Raw genomic sequence first — 17,505 nt, forward strand, 5'->3', positions numbered from 1 at the left:
CAGCTGTCTCCCCTTTTACCGAACAGTCTTTATAGGCTTTTTATTTGATTTATTCATTTACTCAAAATGCTCCGCTCGATGTGTCAGCATCATTTCCTCTTCCGTGATATACAGTGGGAAAGGAGGGGTCTCTTTGAGATAGCTTTCTGTGGCTAGCAATCGATAATGGACTTCAGGTAACCAAGCATCTTCAACAAGTGGCAGCTGACCTGTATCACTGATGTAATTGTCGACAGCGGACTGAACCATATCAAGGTAATACGGAACTAGCTTATCTTGTTCCTCGAAAACTTCATACGTCTCACGTGACATATAGAAATTCTGGTCTGGAACTCCACCTAAATATCGTTGTAGTCGGCTCAAATCTATTCTTTTGTCTTCAAGGATTAAGGCTGTTCTATTAATTAGCGCAGGCATATCTTCTTCAAACTGTCTGATCGCCTGCTTGACTTGATTTAAGGTAACGGTGACGTGATCGGATTGTGATTGTTTTTTTGCGCGTTTGAAAAACATAAGACAAGTCTCCTTTCGAAAAACTATCTTTGTTAACGCTTACAATTCTATTATATTCGAATTCCTCCCTCTTAATCAGCATATTTCCAACAGACACAAATTGTTAACAACTTTATGATCATTATTTGACATCTTCCCAACGTGTCCAAATTTCTTGGGGATTAAGTTCATATTTATCATTCTCACGATACATAAACTGATGCATAATAAATTCACGCCGAATGGTAGCAAAATCTTCATGGAACTGCTTAATAAACTCGTTAATTTCCTTCTCACTATAAACTACCCCTGGCTCTAGCTTCTCAACCATGTACTGAAGTGCGATCAGTTTCTTCTTATATTGTGCCGGGATTTGCCGAAGCCGCCCATCCTTCGAAAAAAAGTTACGCAGCACAGACTCCTTTAGACTATTTTCAGGTGATTTCTCTTCCATATTTCTCGCTCCTTTCGAAAAAATAAACTGAAGTGAAGCCTCAGCGCCACTACTAATGAAATCTGGATTCAACTTAAAATAAACTGTATTTTTGTCACGTCGTTCCTTTATTAGAGCTACTTCACGCAATTTCGCTGCATGATGAGTTACCGTTGGTTGTGATAAATTCAATTTCTCAGCCAGCGCTTGTCCGTGCATTTCTCCTTGTGACAGAAGCAACAATAAACGAAGACGTGTTGGGTCAGCCAAAGCTTTATGATAGTTCACTATTTTTTCTAACTGCATTGGAACCACACTCCTTCAACTTTCAAAAGCTAGATACACATTAGATATATATCTAATTATATAACAATCAACATTATTCTTGCAATGGTTATTATGTTTAACCTTATGCTTATGGCAAAATGAATGAATTTAGGGTAGGATTTAAAGAAAAGATAGTAACAATCAGGAGGTAACCCACTGTATGAAAGATGTAATTATTATCGGTGCAGGTCCTTGCGGCCTCTCGGCAGCTATCGAATGCCAGCGCCAAGGACTGTCCAGTCTCATTATTGAAAAAAGCTTTATCGTACACTCCATTTATTTGTATCCAACAAATATGCAATTCTTCAGTACCGCTGAGTTATTAGAAATCGGAGACGTTCCTTTCACCTCGACCAATGATAAACCATACCGCCATGAAGCTCTTGTCTATTACCGCCGGGCTGCGAAGCAGTATGGTCTAGATATCGCCGCTTACGAAGAAGCGACGTCCATTGAGCCTTTGGAGGATGGAACCTTTGCTGTACATACGTCCAATATGCGGGGTGAGCATCAAACACGGATTACCGCGAATGTAGTAATAGCTACAGGTTATTTTGATCAACCGAATATGATCGGTATTCCAGGTGAAGAACTTCCTAAGGTTACCCACTATTTCGGCGAAGCCCATCCATATACAGGGATGAAAGTTACAGTCATTGGTGGCAGTAATTCCGCGGTAGATGCAGCACTGGAGCTTATGCGCGTTGGAGCTACAGTCGATATGGTCTATCGTGGTGAGAGCATTTCCTCGAATATTAAACCTTGGGTTCGGCCAATCTTTGAAGGGATGGTACAAAAGGGAAGGATCACCCTTCATTTGGAATCACGTGTTACTGAAATTACGGCTAATTCGGTCATCGTTACCAGTCACAATGGAGATAAGAAATCCATAGATAATGATTTCGTCCTTGCTTTAACTGGCTTCCGGCCTAGCCGGGTGCTTCTCACTTCTGCCGGCGTAGTTATGGATGACGATATGGATAAGCCAGCTTTTAATCCTTCAACTATGGAAAGTAATGTTCCAGGTCTTTATGTTGCAGGAGTAATCGCTTCAGGCCGCAATGCGAATGAAGTATTTATTGAGACAGGACGTGGGCATGGTAAACTTATCGCAGATCACATTCTTGCAAAGCGCAGTTCTCACAATAAGGAGTTGAACGTTTAAGATGGACATGACCTCTTTGCTTTTGCTTGGTCTTGCTGCGCTTGGTATTATAAGCAGTAATTCCCCTGTAACAATAGCAATGGTCGTCCTACTACTGCTAAGAGTTCTTGGCCTGCAGCAGACCTTCCCTTGGCTTGAGAAATATGGTTTAACCATCGGGATAATCATTCTTACGATCGGGGTCATGACGCCTTTGGCCAGCGGAAAAATATCGCTGCAGATGGTCGGTCAGTCCTTCCTCCACTGGAAGTCTCTTCTTGCGATTGCGATCGGCATTCTCGTCGCTTATCTTGGTGGACGCGGAGCCATCCTTATGACCAACCAGCCCACAGTTGTTGCGGGTCTCCTGATCGGAACAGTGATTGGCGTTGCATTGTTCAAGGGTGTCCCTGTAGGACCGCTTATCGCAGCCGGTATTTTGTCGCTCTTGATTGGCAAAATGTAAAAGGTGGAGCAACCATTCAACACAAAAATAGAGCAGCAATTCTCCACTATCGAGAGAATCGCTGCTCTATTTTATTTTTATTCAGCCTGAGAAATGGATTGTGGAATCTCCTGAGACGATCGTTTTTCTACAAACAATAGATCACCAACCCCATGCTCTGTTTGAATTTTTTTCAGTTGGGCCAAAGCTTCTGCTTCTGTATTAAAATACCCAGCTTCCACTAGGAATAATCCCTCCTGATCCTTTAATACGCGCACGTTCTCTAACCCGTATAACATCTCTTCAGCCATACCTTGACTCTCGCCGGAAGGCTCTGAGTTTGTTCTAAGTGAATAGATAGAAGTTCCTTCTTCCACGTCACCCTTCTTATCCTTCAATGTAATCGCCACCTGTGCCGGATCCTTATATTCCTTTACCTCATAAGCAACTGGCTCTTTGAAGGTTACATTGAAACGTATCATCGAGTCATCCAATGTAATTAAAGGATAAGCATCTTGAACATACTTGCTTTCTTTTAATGTCTCAAGATCTTTAACAGCTGAGAAGTTCCTTGCCCCACTCACGGTTACGGTCATTGTATAAGGATTGTCAGTGAATTTTACGTTATAAGAGCTTGCAAGGTCTTGTGTATTGTCCGAATTTGCAAAGTTAAAAATCATTTGATCACTGTTCTTCTGATGTTTCAACGAAATGAAATTGACATCTACTCCATCCTGAATCGTGCCGCCGCCTGCACTTCCATCCGTAAATTTCAATACACTTACCAGCTTACCTAGAACGGGCACTTGATTCATACTATCCGCGAAGGCGGGTACCGTATTTACACCCACTGTAAAAGAAATGATAACTGCTGCTGCAACTGATCCTGTCCATTTTAATCTGCTCATTTTTATTCCTCTTTTCTGTTGTTTATAGCGTTTTCCTCTTTCAATACCTTTTCGAGAAGCTTGTGATAGTTCTTCGGGGATTTCAATATCGTTGTATGCTTTCTGTAAACGTTCAAGTTGATTATCCAAAGTACTCACTCCCCTTCATATTAATTTTTAATTTCCCTAATCCCCGATAGATGACGGTTTTCACTGTACTCTCTGGCATGTCCAATACCCCGGCAATTTCCTTTATGGGCAAGTCTTCAAAATACCTCATCACAATGATCATTCTTGATCTTTTATCAAGGACTCTTAGCGCCTCCTGAAGATCAATGACATCCTCTATGGGTTCTGAAGCGTAGCTGCCTTCGGGATCTTTCTCCATATACACGATTTTTTTAGATTTTCTGATAAAGTCCAAGGCACAATTGACGGCTATTTTTGTGAGCCAAGTTTTAAAATATTGAGGTTGCTGCAGTTTATGAATTGAGATGAACGCTTTATAAACGGTCTCCTGTACAATCTCCAGCGCATCATCCTTATTCCTCACATAGGAGTACGCCATACGGTAAAGACGCTCTTGCATCCCGTCTATCAATGCAGTAAAGCTGTCTTCATCACCCGCTATCGCCTTTTCCTCCAGCTCTGTTGTATTCAAGTTCTCACTACCTTTCATGTTGCTTATATTTTTTAGACGCACGTGATATTCAAAAAGACTCAAATGGATTTAAAAAAATGGCCCTCTCTCCCGAGAAGACCACCTAAGTAATTTATTATAATGTTAGATCTTATCATGTATCCAAATGCTGTACGTTAAACAATCTCGCATAACTTCCGTCCAGTCCCATTAGTTCCTCATGTGTACCACGTTCTGTGATTTCACCATTCTCAAGCACCACGATCTGATCAGCATGTGTAATGGTAGACAGTCTATGCGCAACAATGAGTGTAGTACGTTCCGACGAGAGGGATTGCAGCGCTTGTTGAATTAAATGCTCTGATTCCAGATCCAGTGCTGACGTAGCTTCGTCTAATATAAGAACTTTTGGGTCTTTAAGAAACACCCTTGCTATGGCTACCCGTTGCTTTTGCCCACCGGACAGCTTCACTCCACGTTCTCCCACTTCTGTATCATAGCCTAGCGGCAGCTGCTCAATAAAATCATGCGCATTGGCAGCTCTCGCCGCCGAGAGGACTTGCTCCTCTGTAGCATTAGGATTGCCGAACAAGATATTATCTCGTACAGACCCACTAAATAAGAAATTATCTTGAAGCACCATCCCAACGGCTCTTCGCAAACTCTCCTGCGTCAAACCCTGTATATCCTGACCATCCATCTGGAGACTACCTTTGCTTATGTCATAGAATCGCGGGATCAAGCTTATGAGAGAGGACTTCCCGCCACCACTCATTCCAACAAAAGCGACCGTCTGACCAGGTTTGATACTTAAATTAATATCCTTCAGTACCCGATCATTCTCTTCGTTGTATTTGAACCAAACATTATGAAAATCAATTTCACCACGTGCATTCGTCAGAGGTCTTGCTCCCGGTTTATCCACGATATCATAAGGCTCGTCCAGCAGCTCAAGCACCCGTTCAAGGGAAGCCGAGGCTTGCGTGAGCACTGTCGAGGAATTAATCAATCGACGCAGAGGCGCATACATCCGGTCCAGATAGCCGAAGAAAGCAACAAAGGTTCCCACAGTCAAATTGCCATGAATCACTTGATAACCACCGTATCCGATGACTAGCAGTGGTGCAATATCCGTTAGTGTGTTAATAATCGCGAAGGTAATCGCATTCCAACGAGTTTGAGCCATCGCTTTTTTGAGAAAGTTACCGTTGATATCTTCGAACTGCTTCTGATCCACTTTTTCCATGGTGAAGCTGCGGATGATCGAAATGCCTTGAATCCGTTCATGAAGATAACCTTGAATGCCAGCCAGAGCCTGTGAACGGTCTTTCGTTAACACTTTAAGTCGTTTATATAGTTTACTTACCGCAAAGGCGTAGAACGGAAGTACAGCGATAGATACTAGCGCCAGCACTGGATTCAAATAAAACATAAAACCAAGCGCAAACACTAGCGTAAATAAATCCAGCCATACATTCATCATTCCGACTTCTACTAAATTTTTAGTCTGTTCCACATCATTTATAAATCTCGAAATCGCTTCGCCCACTTTTGTATTCTGATAATACCGCAGCGACAACCGCTGTAAGTGACTGTATAGCTTATTCCGCATATCGAACAATATCTTACTTGTGATCAGCTGTGCAAAATACTGCCGGTAATACTCCACCGGTCCCCTTACAATTACGAATAAAACAAAAGCGCCTCCGAGGATGAGCATCAATTGCGATACCCGCTCCTGAGCACTCATGGCAGGGTTCATCAGCAGATCATCGACTACGTATTTCAGAATCATAGGCAGTGTCAACGGGATGCTGAACTTGATCATACCTATAAAGAGCGTAAACACAATCCATTTCATGTAAGGCCGTACAAAAGTAAAATATGATTTCCATTGCTTCACAGGGATATTCTGTCCTTTCTCTTTACTGAGTTGCTAAGTACAGTTGACTTTTGCGCTCTACAGTGTTTTTATATTTTTAAGTCCATAAGTACGATAGCAGTACCCGAACTTCAGGAGGATAAAGATGTCTAGACAATTTGTGACGGAAGCCGTCATGATGGCGATTTACGGCCAGCTTCTCATATCGAGCAGCCCTGTAGAATATATAGTGCCTTATACGACCGTGATGGAATTATACGAACTGCGGGACAGTGATGATCCGTTAATGAACCGTCCAGATGATGACAAGCATGTCAAACTCAAGATTGGTGAGCTCATTGCCTATTTTGAAGAGCCACTTAATGCTAAAAAAATCAACCGCTGTCTGGCCGTTCCTTGGGCAAAAAGCTCTGGTATTCTACTAGGCGGACAATCAAAGATTACCATCATTAACAGCATGGATACCGCTGTCTACGGCGAAACGTTCGATCCTATCGAAACGGAGCTTCTATTGTCCTCACAACGTGAGAAGGTGCCTATTCTTACAGATCAATTCGAGCTGATTCAACGCATTATTGAAGGTGGAGTCCCTGTTCAAGTATACGACATTGACGATTTCGATTTTGCTATGGAGGAAGAAACGTTTCGCAATTCGCACTGATTATATCAACACTAGAAAAAGCCCTGCCTTTTGGCAAGGGCTTTTCACATTAGTAAAAAAAACAAAATTAAGACATTTAAACCTGTACTCCGCCAGGCACCGATTTGGCTTCATACTTATATTCAATGTCATCGTCTGCCTCAGAATACACAATAGTTAAGCCGTAACCTTCCATATACCATAAGTCCTGCTCTTCCATGTAGAACACAATACCGTCTTGTTCAACTTGTATTGCCGGACGTCCTGGTGCCTCCGTTCCGATCCCTAGTGAGAAACCAGGGTGAAGTCCACCTCCCGAGCTATAGCGGGGAAATAAACGAATATAGTCTCCATTCTTAAGATCCAGTTCTCTTTTAAACCAAGCTGCCGCTGCTTGACTAATTTCCATGTTCATCTCTCTCAGCTCCTTTGTATAGTCTAATCATACTGAAAATGAATCGATATTCAAACACCTTTATACAATTAATGTTTTCCCAAGCTCTTCAAAAATTAATTTGACAACTTTGCGAACCGAGTGATAAACTCTGATCATAACTAACGGTCTACTAGTTATTACCAAAAGTTATTATTAAATCAATGAAAGGGGTGAGCGCGGTGTTTACGAAGTTACAGCCATATCAAATAACTATTGTTGGAATTTCCAATCAACCGAATACCGAAGCAGCCCAAGTGGTGAAACCATCCTGAAGTTCCCTGCGAGTGTAATTGATCGTATAACTTTAGTTCTTGAAGGTCTCTCACATGCCTGGTGCTGTATAGCACCGTGCGCATGATAGCTGTAAATTACAGGCATATCGTCCGTTTTCGGATGATATGCCTTTTTTGTCGGTTGTCATCTTTGAAGGACGACAACGTCGTTTTTTCGTTGCTGTTGAGATAACCACTTGCGCTTTTTTCCAACATCACAGCTAGTACTTTAACTCGAAAGGAAGGGATTTACTTGTTCTCCGTTCTCCGTAATCTCGGCTGGTTCTTTCGCCGAGAAAAAAGGCGTTACCTGATTGGCCTTATCTTACTTATTGGTGTAGGTGTTCTTGAATTATTCCCCCCACGTCTGCTAGGCAATGCCATTGACGACATAGTACGCGGTTCTATTACTACAGCATCGTTAGCCAAGTACATCGGTATGATCCTCATTTTGCTGCTAGTCATTTATTGGATTACCTACATATGGATGCACAAATTATTCGGAGGCTCCAACCTCGTAGAGCGCCTGCTGCGCTCGAGATTTATGAATCATTTGATGACCATGACCCCGTCGTTTTTCGAACGCAATAGAACCGGCGACCTGATGGCTCGGGCAACCAATGATATCAGAGCTGTCTCAGCTACCGTTGGATTCGGGATGCTCACCCTGGTGGATTCTACAATTTACCTCACTGTCGTACTATTCGCAATGGGTTTTCTTGTCAGCTGGAAGCTGACACTTGCAGCAGTCTTACCATTACCACTAATTGCAATAGCTATGATTTTTTATGGTAAAGCGATTCATGATCGTTACAGCTTAGCACAAGATGCGTTCGGAGATATGAATGATCAGGTTCTCGAGTCTGTCTCAGGTGTGCGAGTTATCCGTGCTTATGTACAAGAAAGACTTGATGAGAAGCGATTCTCAGATATTACAGAAGATGTATACAACAAGAACATGGCCGTCGCCCGTGTCGATGCCTTCTTCGAACCGACGATTCGGTTCTGCGTAGGGCTCAGCTACATTATCGGTCTTACCTATGGGATTTATCTTGTGTTCCGTAATCAGATCACCCTAGGGGATCTTGTCTCCTTTAATATGTACCTCGGAATGATCGTTTGGCCGATGTTCGCTATTGGAGAGCTTATTAACATCATGCAACGTGGTGGCGCTTCTCTCGAACGTATTGATGAGACGCTAAACTCCAAAGCGGATGTTCAAAGTGCTGACAATCCGGTTCAAGTTGCTAATCCTACCCGAATTGAACTTAACGATGTGACCTTCCGTTATCCCTCATCGACGATTGACAATCTAAGCAATGTCAGTCTGACCTTAAACCAAGGGCAAACACTAGGTGTAGTCGGTCGTACGGGAAGCGGTAAATCAACGCTCCTCAAACAGCTGCTTCGTGAATATCCGACAGGTAATGGTGAAATTCTCATCTCTGGAGTTCCGATTCAACAAATTTCATTGGATCAGCTACACAGCTGGATGGGTTATGTTCCTCAAGAGCAGATCCTTTTCTCCAAATCAGTACGTCAGAATATTCAATTTGGTCTAGACAACGCGGATGACGATACGATCATGAAAGCTATCACAGCTGCCGCCTTCCAAAATGACTTAGGAACATTATCCGATGGTTTAGATACGTTGGTTGGTGAACGTGGAGTATCCTTATCCGGTGGACAAAAACAACGTGTATCCTTATCCAGAGCCTTTATCGCAAATCCAGATGTACTCATTCTGGACGATGCCTTATCCGCTGTTGACGCTCGTACTGAAGCTCAGATCATTGAGAATATTCGCCAAGAGCGTGCGGGAAAGACTACATTGATCTCTACGCACCGCCTCTCTGCTGTTCAACATGCCGACATGATCGTCGTACTTGATAACGGACATATCGTGGAACGTGGTACGCATCAAGAGCTGCTGGATATGAATGGCTGGTACCGCGAGCAGTATGACCGGCAGCAAGTAGAGAATAATTTATCGAATGATTAAAAGACATACTAGCTATGACTATGCAAAACTTTTAGGAGGTGTCACCGTTGACAAAGAGTACAGGCAAACGCCTGCTTGAATACGCATTGACCGCAAAAAAAACCTTTATCGCAGCCCTTCTACTCCTCTCCATCGGAGTAGCGGCTGAACTGGCAGGTCCATTTATTGCCAAAAGTATGATTGACAATCATATGTTGGCCATCGAAAAGCCTTATTTTAGTACTGCATCACCAGATGAGGCGGTTCAGTATAACAACGCTTATTACAAACGCGGAGACCGTTTTGAACCCGGGGAAGCTAAGGGTCAAGAAATTCGCATTCTTCAATCGGGACGAAGTTTCTACTTTATCAATGAAGCCGTAACACAGTCCGATGGTGAGAGAAAGTTCAGTAATGGTGAAATGCATATCACGCGCGGCCAGGATGAAGTCATCTATCCTGCGGTTAAACTTTCAGCGGATGAACTGTTTGATTTTTACAAACCTGAGCTCCCTGGTATTTATCAGCTGGTCGGTTTGTACGCTATCTTCCTGGTCATCTCGATCTTTGCCGAATTCGGTAAAACCTATTGGCTGCAATCTTCGGCGAATCAGGTAATCCGAAAACTACGAACAGATGTGTATGCGCATATCCAGCGACTTCCGGTTTACTTTTTTGACAACTTGCCAGCAGGTAAGGTAGTTTCACGTGTAACTAATGATACCGAGGCGATTAAGGATCTATTTATTGCCGTTCTCTCTAATTTCAGTACTGGTATTATTAATATTACTGGTGTATACATCGCCTTGTTCTTGCTCGATGTTCGGCTAGGTCTGATCAGCTTGTTCATCATCCCGATTCTTATTCTTTGGATCGTGCTCTATCGAAAAATCGCTACAAAATACAATACGATCATCCGCTCACGTCTGAGTGAGATCAACGCTATCATTAATGAATCGATTCAAGGAATGTCCATTGTTCGTATATTCCGCCGTCAGAAGCAGCTTGGTGAAGAATTTGAGCATCTGAACGATGACTACTTGAAATATCAGAATAAAATGCTGAATCTGAATGCCTTCACCTCCCACAACCTGGTGAACTCTCTACGCAGTCTCTCTTTTGTGATGGTGCTTTGGTATTTCGGACATGGCAGTATTACGGGTTCTACATTTGTATCTTTAGGTGTTCTATACGCCTTCGTCGATGTGCTTGGACGTTTGTTCCAACCGATTACAGGTATGGTGAATCAGCTTGCAAATCTCGACACTTCTATGGTGTCTGCGGGTCGTGTGTTTACTCTTATGGATGAGCCTGGGGAGAATGTTACCGATGGTTCCATGCCGCGCTATAAAGGAAAAGTGGAGTTTAAGAACGTATCTTTTGCTTATAAAAAAGACTTCGTCCTTCGCGATATTTCCTTTGAAGCACGTCCAGGCGAAACTGTTGCTCTAGTAGGTCACACCGGTTCCGGAAAAAGCTCGATCATCAACTTATTATTCCGGTTCTATGATCCACAGAAAGGTGAAATCACGATTGATGGCCAGAAGGTTACAGATATTCCGAAGCAATGGCTACGCAATCACATGGGGATTGTTCTTCAAGACCCTTACCTCTTCACTGGTACTATTGCTTCCAATGTCAGCCTGGGGGATGAACGAATCTCACGCGAACGGGTTGAACGGGCTTTACGGGAAGTCGGAGCAGATAAATTGCTGGCCCACCTTCCTCAAGGTTTTGATGAACCGGTTATTGAAAAAGGGAGCACCCTTTCTGCAGGTCAGCGGCAATTGATTTCGTTTGCCAGAGCGCTCTCCTTCGACCCAGCTATTCTGATTCTTGATGAAGCTACCTCCAATATCGACACGGAGACAGAAAGCGTCATTCAAGATGCATTAGAAGTCCTCAAAAAAGGACGCACCACATTCATCATCGCACACCGTCTTTCCACGATACGCAGTGCAGATCAGATTCTTGTTCTGCATCATGGTGAGATTGTAGAGCGCGGTAGCCACGATGAGCTGATGGCACTCGGCGGTAGATACTTCCGGATGTACCAGCTACAAGTAGGTGCTGGTTCTAACAGCATAGACAATAACAATGGTGCACCCTCCCGACCTTCGTTAGGCAGCTTGCAACCATCGTTAGAGAAGATGTAATCGATCCCCTGAGTCACATCCTGTGATTCAGGGTTTTTCTATACTTGATATTAGAACGTTTGTTCTGTAAAATGAAAAATAATACATATAGATGAAGGAGGCTTTTAATGCGTACATACACTATAACTAAGAAGCAAGCTCGACTTTTTCTCCTGGCTCACCAAAAGTTAACTAGGGGCGCTCTTCCTGCCGGTAAACTTAGTGTTTATGATTACGTTCGTCACGTAGGCTGTATCCAATATGATCCACTTAACATCGCAGGCCATAACCATGAGCTTGTCCTCCAAGCACGAGTTCCCGGTTTCACACCTGAGCAAGCCCAAGAGCTACTGTATCAAGACCGACTTCTAATAGATGGCTGGGACAAGAACATGTCCATTTATTGTACAGAGGACTGGCCTTATTTCAAACGCAGAAGAGAGGCATCAGCCACACGCCATCGGGCCAATGAGCCAGTAATGGCTACAGTAGAACAGGTTCGTGGAGAGCTATTAAAGCGCGGCCCCCTCTCCTCTCTGGATCTAGATGGTAAGGATAAGGTGGATTGGGCTTGGGCACCGGCCAGATTAACCCGGGCCGCTTTGGAAAGTATGTACTTTTTGGGGGAAGTAGTCGTTCATCATCGTGTTCATACCCGTCGGTATTACGATTTCACTGAACGCCTGCTTCCTCATAATCTTTTAAACACTGAAGACCCTAACCCCACTGATGAACAATTTAATGATTGGTATGTGCTGCGTAGAATAGGTAGCATCGGACTGTTATGGAATAAATCTGGCGACGGATGGCTTGGAATTTCTGGTCTAAAGAGCAAGGAACGTAGTGAAGCGATTCAAAGACTGTTAATGGCGGACAGTCTCAGAGAAGTTCTAGTGGAGGGTATTAAGCTTCCACTTTACATCCGTAGCATGGACGCTCTAACTTTAGAAGCTGTAATACAGCAGGAGTCTGAAGATGCTGAGAGTCATTCAAGTTATTCGTTTGCGGCTGTCTTGGCTCCACTCGATAACTTGATATGGGATCGAGAGCTGATCCGACAATTATTTGGATTTCATTACCGCTGGGAAGTCTATAAGCCAGCCTTGGAACGGGAGTATGGTTATTATGTACTGCCTTTATTATATAATGATCGTTTTATTGCGAGATTTGAACCGGTGATGGATAAAAAGAGCCAAACATTGAACATTATGAATTGGTGGTGGGAACCGGGTGAACACCTAACGCCAGAGATGCTTCCGGCATTAGGCGAAGCTCTATCTGCACTGTCACGCAGCGTTAGAGCTTCTAAGATTCATTTTAGACCCGAGGTTGTTGAGGAGTGTGGATTAGAAGGGTTATTAGTGTAAAGTCTCCTCTTCTAACCCCAGTTTCGTGAACATTTCTGTACAATAGCCTTGTAATTTGATCTCTAGCCTTCTTGCTTTATTTTTGAATCGTTTTAACTCCTCAATCATTTTCGCCCTTCCAGCGGGGGTGAACGTTTCTTGTATCCGTTCCTTGAAATAATCATGAACGATATGGTTACGCTGCTTCCACACTTCTTCTAGCTGAGCGGTTTCTTGCTCTGAGAAAGGAAAGTGATGCTGGATTTCTTTGATGAGTTGACCGAGTGAATTGCTGAGTTTTCGCTGATACAAATCAGTCAGATCTGCTTCAGTGGGCGTCTTCCCTTGTGATAATTTGGTGAGCAATAACAAATTGGTCAACTGCTGTTCTAGAGCTTGACCATAATAAACTGCTAGTCCAAAATACGCAAATAACTCCTTGGATTGTTCACTCTCTGGTACTTGTGTATGCTTCATCTTTCCCCTCCACTTCTGTTCGGCCTGCCAGAGCTATAATAAACTGATATCATCCAGGTGATTCGGAGAAGTTTATGTTCGCTTCATATCTACTGTTAATTCTCCAGTTCCCTACATATTTCCTCTTCTAGAAACGAAATTTAATCTAGCCTTGTGCTAAAAAGAAAAACAGACCATGCTGTACATCCACAGCAATGGTCTGGTCATTTGCTTATTATATAGTTAGGTTGGGTATACAACCTTACGCGTATACTTCAACCGCATCGCTAATCAAACGGCATGCCTCAGCACATCTACGGCAGGCATCAATACATTCCTGACAATGTGTATGTATATGCTTGCTGCTTTCATCTGCACAGGCTTCACAAATTTCGGCACACAGACGGAGAATTCCGGCTACAAACGGACTTTGGCGAGTCATCGCTTGTACGGCATATGAACAAATATCCGCACATTCACGATCTAGCCGCATGCTTTCACGCAGAGAAGCAAGATCATATTCTTTTAGGCTTGAGACATAGCTATAATTACAGGCATTCATACTTTCTAAACAAGCGTCAATGCACTCCTGATATTGAATTCGGGTCATAGCCTTAAACCTCCTGTATTTTTATAGGGTATGCGATACTATTAACCTACAAGATTAGGAATGAACCATTACAACTTCTGACAAGGAGATCTGATTATAGACTTCTCTTAACTGTACTAGGACGAACGAAGGTACGTCCCTCCATCTCCAGTAACCTAGTGCGCAGTTCATTTGATGAGAAATGTTCACCGATAAATACGGCAACGTCAGGCACTTCGCCCTGTGGTGTGATTTTCATAAAATCAGCTTCACGATAGGCATATTGGAAAAGAAACCGGCTGGAGGTGTCATTAAAGGTCACAATACCTTTAGCTCTATAAACATCACGCGGCAATTCCTTAACGAACTGTTCGAATTCTTCACTGTTTACTGGACGTTTAAAATAATGTGTGTACGCCATCACATGATCGTGGCTAGAATGTGTGCCACCAGTAGTGTGTTCATCTTCATCATGCATGAAGCTTTCGCTCGCGTCCTCAACTTCTTCCAGCTGTTTATCCGTAAGAACTCCACCTGCATCACGCAGCAGTTCCTCCGGTTTCACCTCACAACGCACAGTTGGCAGAATGGGTGCATAAGCGTTCCATTTCCGCAGTACAGCGTTAACCTCCTCCGCCTCTTCAGCGGTTACACGGTCAATTTTATTCAACAGCAAGACAGAAGCGCAGCGAATCTGCTCCTGCATCAAACGATAAGTTGCCCCCTGTTGTGCGCGATACAGTTCAAGAAGATGCGCGGCGTCAACGACGGTGATCAAGCTTTTTAGTTCTACTTTTTGATACAACGAAATCTCGGTTACGCCATCCACAATTTCCAGCGGATTGGCAGCGCCTGTTGCCTCGATCACTACGACATCCGGAGTCTCTTTCTTGATCAGTGTTGCGAGTTCTGTGCTAAGATCACTTCGGATAGAACAGCATATGCATCCACCAAGTAGTTCTGCCATAGGGACAGTTTGCTCAACTAGCAATCCATCTAAATTCACTTCACCCAGCTCATTCATCACTACTGCAGGACGTAAACCCTGATTTTTCCAATGTTCTAGTAGGCGCTGCAGCAGTGTTGTTTTGCCGCTCCCCAGAAATCCTGACAATATATACACAGGTACGACCTGTTCCATGTTTCATCGCTCCCCAGCAAATTACAGTTATGTGTAGCGAGTGTACTACATGCACGCGAAGCACGCAAGCGGCACCCCAAATTCCTGCTGAATTCTGTGAGTACAAGTAAGCTTGTCTTTACTTCTGCCATACCCTATCATGATAACATCTCTAATCTAGGAGTTGAGCCATTTGTCATCTGTTGAAGAACATCGGAAAGAAGCGCCTCAAACCGTTTCCTGCTATATCATTACTGTCTCGGACACCAGAACTATTGAAACAGATACCGGAGGAGCTTTGATTAAATCTATGCTCGAAGAAGCCGGGTATGAAGTGATAGGCAGCACCATTACGAAAGATAATTATCAGGATATTCGTGAGCTATTGTATAAATGTGTTGACCACGCCGGAATAGAAGCTGTACTCCTGACAGGTGGAACAGGGATTTCTCCACGGGATACGACGTATGAAGCTGTTGCCTCTTTGCTAGATAAAACATTACCTGGCTTCGGTGAAATTTTTCGGATGCTAAGCTTTACAGAGGACATCGGTTCGGCAGCTATTCTTAGTCGAGCCATTGCCGGCACCATGGGAAAGACCGCTATCTTTTCTATGCCTGGCTCTACTGGAGCCGTAAAACTGGCTATGGAACGGTTAATTATCCCGGAATTACGGCATGTAATGCGTGAAATTTACAAGCGTTAAGCAAATACCCATTTTTAAATACAATAGACAAACAACCAAGCAGGCTTTTGTTCTGTGCGTATAATACGGTAAGTCCACACACAAAAGGAGCTGAAGGAAATGTCTGAATGTCCAAAATGCCCAGCCCAAACGGTTACTGACCCACCTAAGGTGGTTTATCAAGATCACTTCCACCCACAAGTAGTAAATGTGATTCATCCAATTGAAATCGTAAGACGTCACCACTGTGTACCCGTACCTCGCCATTGCTACACCTATTCTGTTAAAGATGTATTTGTGGATAACTCCATGATGCCTAGAGGCGGAAGATAACTCTACTTCACAACACTATTAAAAGTCCTCTATATGTGAGAGACAGACTCGTGCTAAATGCATTGGGTCTTCTCTCGCTTTTTTCTGTAGAAAACATTTGACTGCTTGTGTATTATTCTATTTTCATAGATTCGCTGCTCTGTTTATTTAGGTTATATTCTCAGAGGCTGTCGAACCCAGTTGACATTATTCGCTAGTTTCAGCCTTTTTAGAAGAGTTTCGGACTTTAGTGTCCCTACTCCTTCGAAAAGGGCTCTTTTTTGTTGTTTTTCATGCTAATAGCTGTACTGGGGTCCGTTAATATTTGAAATGTGTGAAAAGCTGCGTTTAAGGCCAACTGTGTCCGATAGCCACTTTTTACGCACAAGTAATCCCTAAATAGACGTAGTTTGGTGATCAACTCTTTTTTATATGATCAAGGGATCTGTGGATTAAATGTTTTCAACCGATCAAACTCATATATCTTCCGCAGATAGTAGGGTTCCTTCTCATTCTCTCTTTCAAACACACCCATGTATCCAACCTCATTAAAAAAAACGTATTCCAATGTAACCCGCTGATCTGGGCGGTTAGATTGCCAATAATAATGTAATTCTAACGGAGCCTCATACCATAACCAATCTAAATCCTTAATTGCTACATTTCTATGCTGGAGAACCCATATACTGAAGGCTACATGAGGATCCTCTACAGGTATTTCTGACTTTGGATTCTTTTCTTTCAAATGACTCGCAGCCGCCTTAAGAACTTCATTAATATCTGACTCGATGGAAAATTGTGAAACGGACTTAATCTGATTAAATTGCTCAGTATATTTATTAGCCTTCGTTAGCTCATGGATTTCACTTAAACTAATCTTAGGACCATAGAAAATAACACATACACTAATCAACCCAAAAATAAGTGCTTTAGAAAAAAGAAACTGCTTCTTTTTTTTCATAACAATCAATCCAATGATAAAACCTACAGGAATCAGTAACCCAAAGAAATTGACGTAGAACTCACAAAGTAAAAAAGCCCCAATAATTAACGCCCAATCCTTTAATCTCAATGTTTTTCGCTGATCCCAATAGGAAACTAGTAAAGAAACAATAAAACAAATCCAAAAGATCCAGCTCATTAAAATCAGTCCTCCTCTCTCCTACATTCTCCATATAATACCACATCCAAGGTGGTACCAAGAGGACTCCCAGCATGTCTTACAACTCCAAATGATTACTCAGCCCTTAAAAAAGAATCTGGATAATTGGCTACAAATTGAA

At 42.9% G+C, this 17,505-nt stretch carries 18 protein-coding genes; 8 read left to right on the forward strand and 10 right to left on the reverse strand.

What is annotated here, in order from left to right; translation table 11 throughout:
• Nucleotides 1–57: 57 nt before the first annotated feature.
• Entirely contained in the window at nucleotides 58–513 is a 456-nt protein-coding gene (locus MKY19_RS16895; protein WP_042188923.1) for a DUF3939 domain-containing protein, read from the reverse strand.
• 121 nt (nucleotides 514–634) lie between these two features.
• A complete protein-coding gene (locus MKY19_RS16900) occupies nucleotides 635–1,231 on the reverse strand; it encodes a metalloregulator ArsR/SmtB family transcription factor (protein ID WP_042188925.1) in 597 nt (198 codons plus the stop codon).
• Between the two features lie 181 nt (nucleotides 1,232–1,412).
• Here MKY19_RS16900 and MKY19_RS16905 point away from each other — a divergent pair, with 181 nt between their 5' ends.
• Entirely contained in the window at nucleotides 1,413–2,417 is a 1,005-nt protein-coding gene (locus tag MKY19_RS16905; protein ID WP_339796234.1) for a YpdA family putative bacillithiol disulfide reductase, read from the forward strand.
• Between the two features lies 1 nt (nucleotide 2,418).
• Nucleotides 2,419–2,862: a DUF441 domain-containing protein gene (locus tag MKY19_RS16910; protein ID WP_042188929.1), complete on the forward strand. Its 444-nt coding sequence runs from the start codon at nucleotides 2,419–2,421 to the stop codon at nucleotides 2,860–2,862.
• 77 nt (nucleotides 2,863–2,939) lie between these two features.
• Here MKY19_RS16910 and MKY19_RS16915 read toward each other — a convergent pair whose 3' ends face one another.
• The 3 genes from MKY19_RS16915 to MKY19_RS16925 form a co-directional block, all read right to left on the reverse strand.
• The gene (locus MKY19_RS16915) at nucleotides 2,940–3,749 is read right to left on the reverse strand and encodes a DUF4179 domain-containing protein (protein ID WP_339796238.1); all 810 of its coding nucleotides are present in this window, start codon (nucleotides 3,747–3,749) and stop codon (nucleotides 2,940–2,942) included.
• 121 nt (nucleotides 3,750–3,870) lie between these two features.
• Nucleotides 3,871–4,389, reverse strand: a complete 519-nt coding sequence (locus tag MKY19_RS16920; RefSeq protein ID WP_042194048.1) for a sigma-70 family RNA polymerase sigma factor — start codon at nucleotides 4,387–4,389, stop codon at nucleotides 3,871–3,873.
• Nucleotides 4,390–4,522: 133 nt separating this feature from the next.
• Nucleotides 4,523–6,271, reverse strand: a complete 1,749-nt coding sequence (locus MKY19_RS16925) for an ABC transporter ATP-binding protein (protein WP_339796241.1) — start codon at nucleotides 6,269–6,271, stop codon at nucleotides 4,523–4,525.
• A 124-nt stretch (nucleotides 6,272–6,395) separates the two neighbouring features.
• Between MKY19_RS16925 and MKY19_RS16930 the strand changes: the two genes are divergently transcribed.
• Nucleotides 6,396–6,911 (forward strand): hypothetical protein, encoded by a 516-nt coding sequence (locus MKY19_RS16930; RefSeq protein ID WP_042128412.1) that lies wholly within the window; start codon nucleotides 6,396–6,398, stop codon nucleotides 6,909–6,911.
• Nucleotides 6,912–6,987: 76 nt separating this feature from the next.
• Here MKY19_RS16930 and MKY19_RS16935 read toward each other — a convergent pair whose 3' ends face one another.
• Nucleotides 6,988–7,305 (reverse strand): HesB/YadR/YfhF family protein, encoded by a 318-nt coding sequence (locus MKY19_RS16935; RefSeq protein ID WP_042188934.1) that lies wholly within the window; start codon nucleotides 7,303–7,305, stop codon nucleotides 6,988–6,990.
• Between the two features lie 546 nt (nucleotides 7,306–7,851).
• Between MKY19_RS16935 and MKY19_RS16940 the strand changes: the two genes are divergently transcribed.
• The 3 genes from MKY19_RS16940 (at nucleotide 7,852) to MKY19_RS16950 (ending at nucleotide 13,081) form a co-directional block, all read left to right on the forward strand.
• On the forward strand, nucleotides 7,852–9,600 hold the full coding sequence (locus tag MKY19_RS16940; protein ID WP_339796245.1) for an ABC transporter transmembrane domain-containing protein: 1,749 nt from the start codon (nucleotides 7,852–7,854) through the stop codon (nucleotides 9,598–9,600).
• A 47-nt stretch (nucleotides 9,601–9,647) separates the two neighbouring features.
• The gene (locus tag MKY19_RS16945) at nucleotides 9,648–11,735 is read left to right on the forward strand and encodes an ABC transporter ATP-binding protein (protein WP_042188937.1); all 2,088 of its coding nucleotides are present in this window, start codon (nucleotides 9,648–9,650) and stop codon (nucleotides 11,733–11,735) included.
• A 107-nt stretch (nucleotides 11,736–11,842) separates the two neighbouring features.
• Nucleotides 11,843–13,081 (forward strand): winged helix DNA-binding domain-containing protein, encoded by a 1,239-nt coding sequence (locus MKY19_RS16950; protein ID WP_339796248.1) that lies wholly within the window; start codon nucleotides 11,843–11,845, stop codon nucleotides 13,079–13,081.
• On the opposite strand, the gene MKY19_RS16955 is transcribed toward MKY19_RS16950, so the two are convergent.
• From MKY19_RS16955 to MKY19_RS16965, 3 genes are all read right to left on the reverse strand, one after another.
• Entirely contained in the window at nucleotides 13,073–13,537 is a 465-nt protein-coding gene (locus tag MKY19_RS16955) for a hypothetical protein (protein WP_042188942.1), read from the reverse strand. The genes MKY19_RS16950 and MKY19_RS16955 overlap by 9 nt on opposite strands.
• A 241-nt stretch (nucleotides 13,538–13,778) precedes the next feature.
• Nucleotides 13,779–14,126, reverse strand: a complete 348-nt coding sequence (locus MKY19_RS16960; protein ID WP_042128424.1) for a four-helix bundle copper-binding protein — start codon at nucleotides 14,124–14,126, stop codon at nucleotides 13,779–13,781.
• Between the two features lie 94 nt (nucleotides 14,127–14,220).
• Nucleotides 14,221–15,246, reverse strand: coding sequence for a GTP-binding protein (locus MKY19_RS16965; RefSeq protein ID WP_339796252.1), 1,026 nt, complete (start codon nucleotides 15,244–15,246; stop codon nucleotides 14,221–14,223).
• Between the two features lie 172 nt (nucleotides 15,247–15,418).
• Here MKY19_RS16965 and MKY19_RS16970 point away from each other — a divergent pair, with 172 nt between their 5' ends.
• Both MKY19_RS16970 and MKY19_RS16975 read left to right on the forward strand, forming a co-directional pair.
• Nucleotides 15,419–15,931 carry a MogA/MoaB family molybdenum cofactor biosynthesis protein gene (locus MKY19_RS16970; RefSeq protein ID WP_081393012.1) on the forward strand — a complete coding sequence of 171 codons (513 nt, stop codon included), beginning with the start codon at nucleotides 15,419–15,421 and terminating at the stop codon, nucleotides 15,929–15,931.
• A gap of 99 nt (nucleotides 15,932–16,030) precedes the next feature.
• Entirely contained in the window at nucleotides 16,031–16,243 is a 213-nt protein-coding gene (locus MKY19_RS16975; protein WP_076283489.1) for a hypothetical protein, read from the forward strand.
• Between the two features lie 415 nt (nucleotides 16,244–16,658).
• On the opposite strand, the gene MKY19_RS16980 is transcribed toward MKY19_RS16975, so the two are convergent.
• Nucleotides 16,659–17,363, reverse strand: a complete 705-nt coding sequence (locus MKY19_RS16980; protein WP_339796256.1) for a hypothetical protein — start codon at nucleotides 17,361–17,363, stop codon at nucleotides 16,659–16,661.
• Between the last annotated feature and the right edge of the window lie 142 nt (nucleotides 17,364–17,505).

The sequence above is a fragment of the Paenibacillus sp. FSL R5-0744 genome (assembly GCF_037972555.1).
GTDB lineage: Bacteria > Bacillota > Bacilli > Paenibacillales > Paenibacillaceae > Paenibacillus_AQ.

What these genes read in the sequence shown, in the direction of transcription:
- MKY19_RS16895 (WP_042188923.1), bottom strand. Translation starts at nt 513, where the DNA reads ATGTTTTTCAAACGCGCAAAAAAACAATCACAATCCGATCACGTCACC.
- MKY19_RS16900 (WP_042188925.1), bottom strand. Translation starts at nt 1,231, where the DNA reads ATGCAGTTAGAAAAAATAGTGAACTATCATAAAGCTTTGGCTGACCCA.
- MKY19_RS16905 (WP_339796234.1), top strand. Translation starts at nt 1,413, where the DNA reads ATGAAAGATGTAATTATTATCGGTGCAGGTCCTTGCGGCCTCTCGGCA.
- MKY19_RS16910 (WP_042188929.1), top strand. Translation starts at nt 2,419, where the DNA reads ATGGACATGACCTCTTTGCTTTTGCTTGGTCTTGCTGCGCTTGGTATT.
- MKY19_RS16915 (WP_339796238.1), bottom strand. Translation starts at nt 3,749, where the DNA reads ATGAGCAGATTAAAATGGACAGGATCAGTTGCAGCAGCAGTTATCATT.
- MKY19_RS16930 (WP_042128412.1), top strand. Translation starts at nt 6,396, where the DNA reads ATGTCTAGACAATTTGTGACGGAAGCCGTCATGATGGCGATTTACGGC.
- MKY19_RS16935 (WP_042188934.1), bottom strand. Translation starts at nt 7,305, where the DNA reads ATGAACATGGAAATTAGTCAAGCAGCGGCAGCTTGGTTTAAAAGAGAA.
- MKY19_RS16950 (WP_339796248.1), top strand. Translation starts at nt 11,843, where the DNA reads ATGCGTACATACACTATAACTAAGAAGCAAGCTCGACTTTTTCTCCTG.
- MKY19_RS16955 (WP_042188942.1), bottom strand. Translation starts at nt 13,537, where the DNA reads ATGAAGCATACACAAGTACCAGAGAGTGAACAATCCAAGGAGTTATTT.
- MKY19_RS16960 (WP_042128424.1), bottom strand. Translation starts at nt 14,126, where the DNA reads ATGACCCGAATTCAATATCAGGAGTGCATTGACGCTTGTTTAGAAAGT.
- MKY19_RS16965 (WP_339796252.1), bottom strand. Translation starts at nt 15,246, where the DNA reads ATGGAACAGGTCGTACCTGTGTATATATTGTCAGGATTTCTGGGGAGC.
- MKY19_RS16975 (WP_076283489.1), top strand. Translation starts at nt 16,031, where the DNA reads ATGTCTGAATGTCCAAAATGCCCAGCCCAAACGGTTACTGACCCACCT.
- MKY19_RS16980 (WP_339796256.1), bottom strand. Translation starts at nt 17,363, where the DNA reads ATGAGCTGGATCTTTTGGATTTGTTTTATTGTTTCTTTACTAGTTTCC.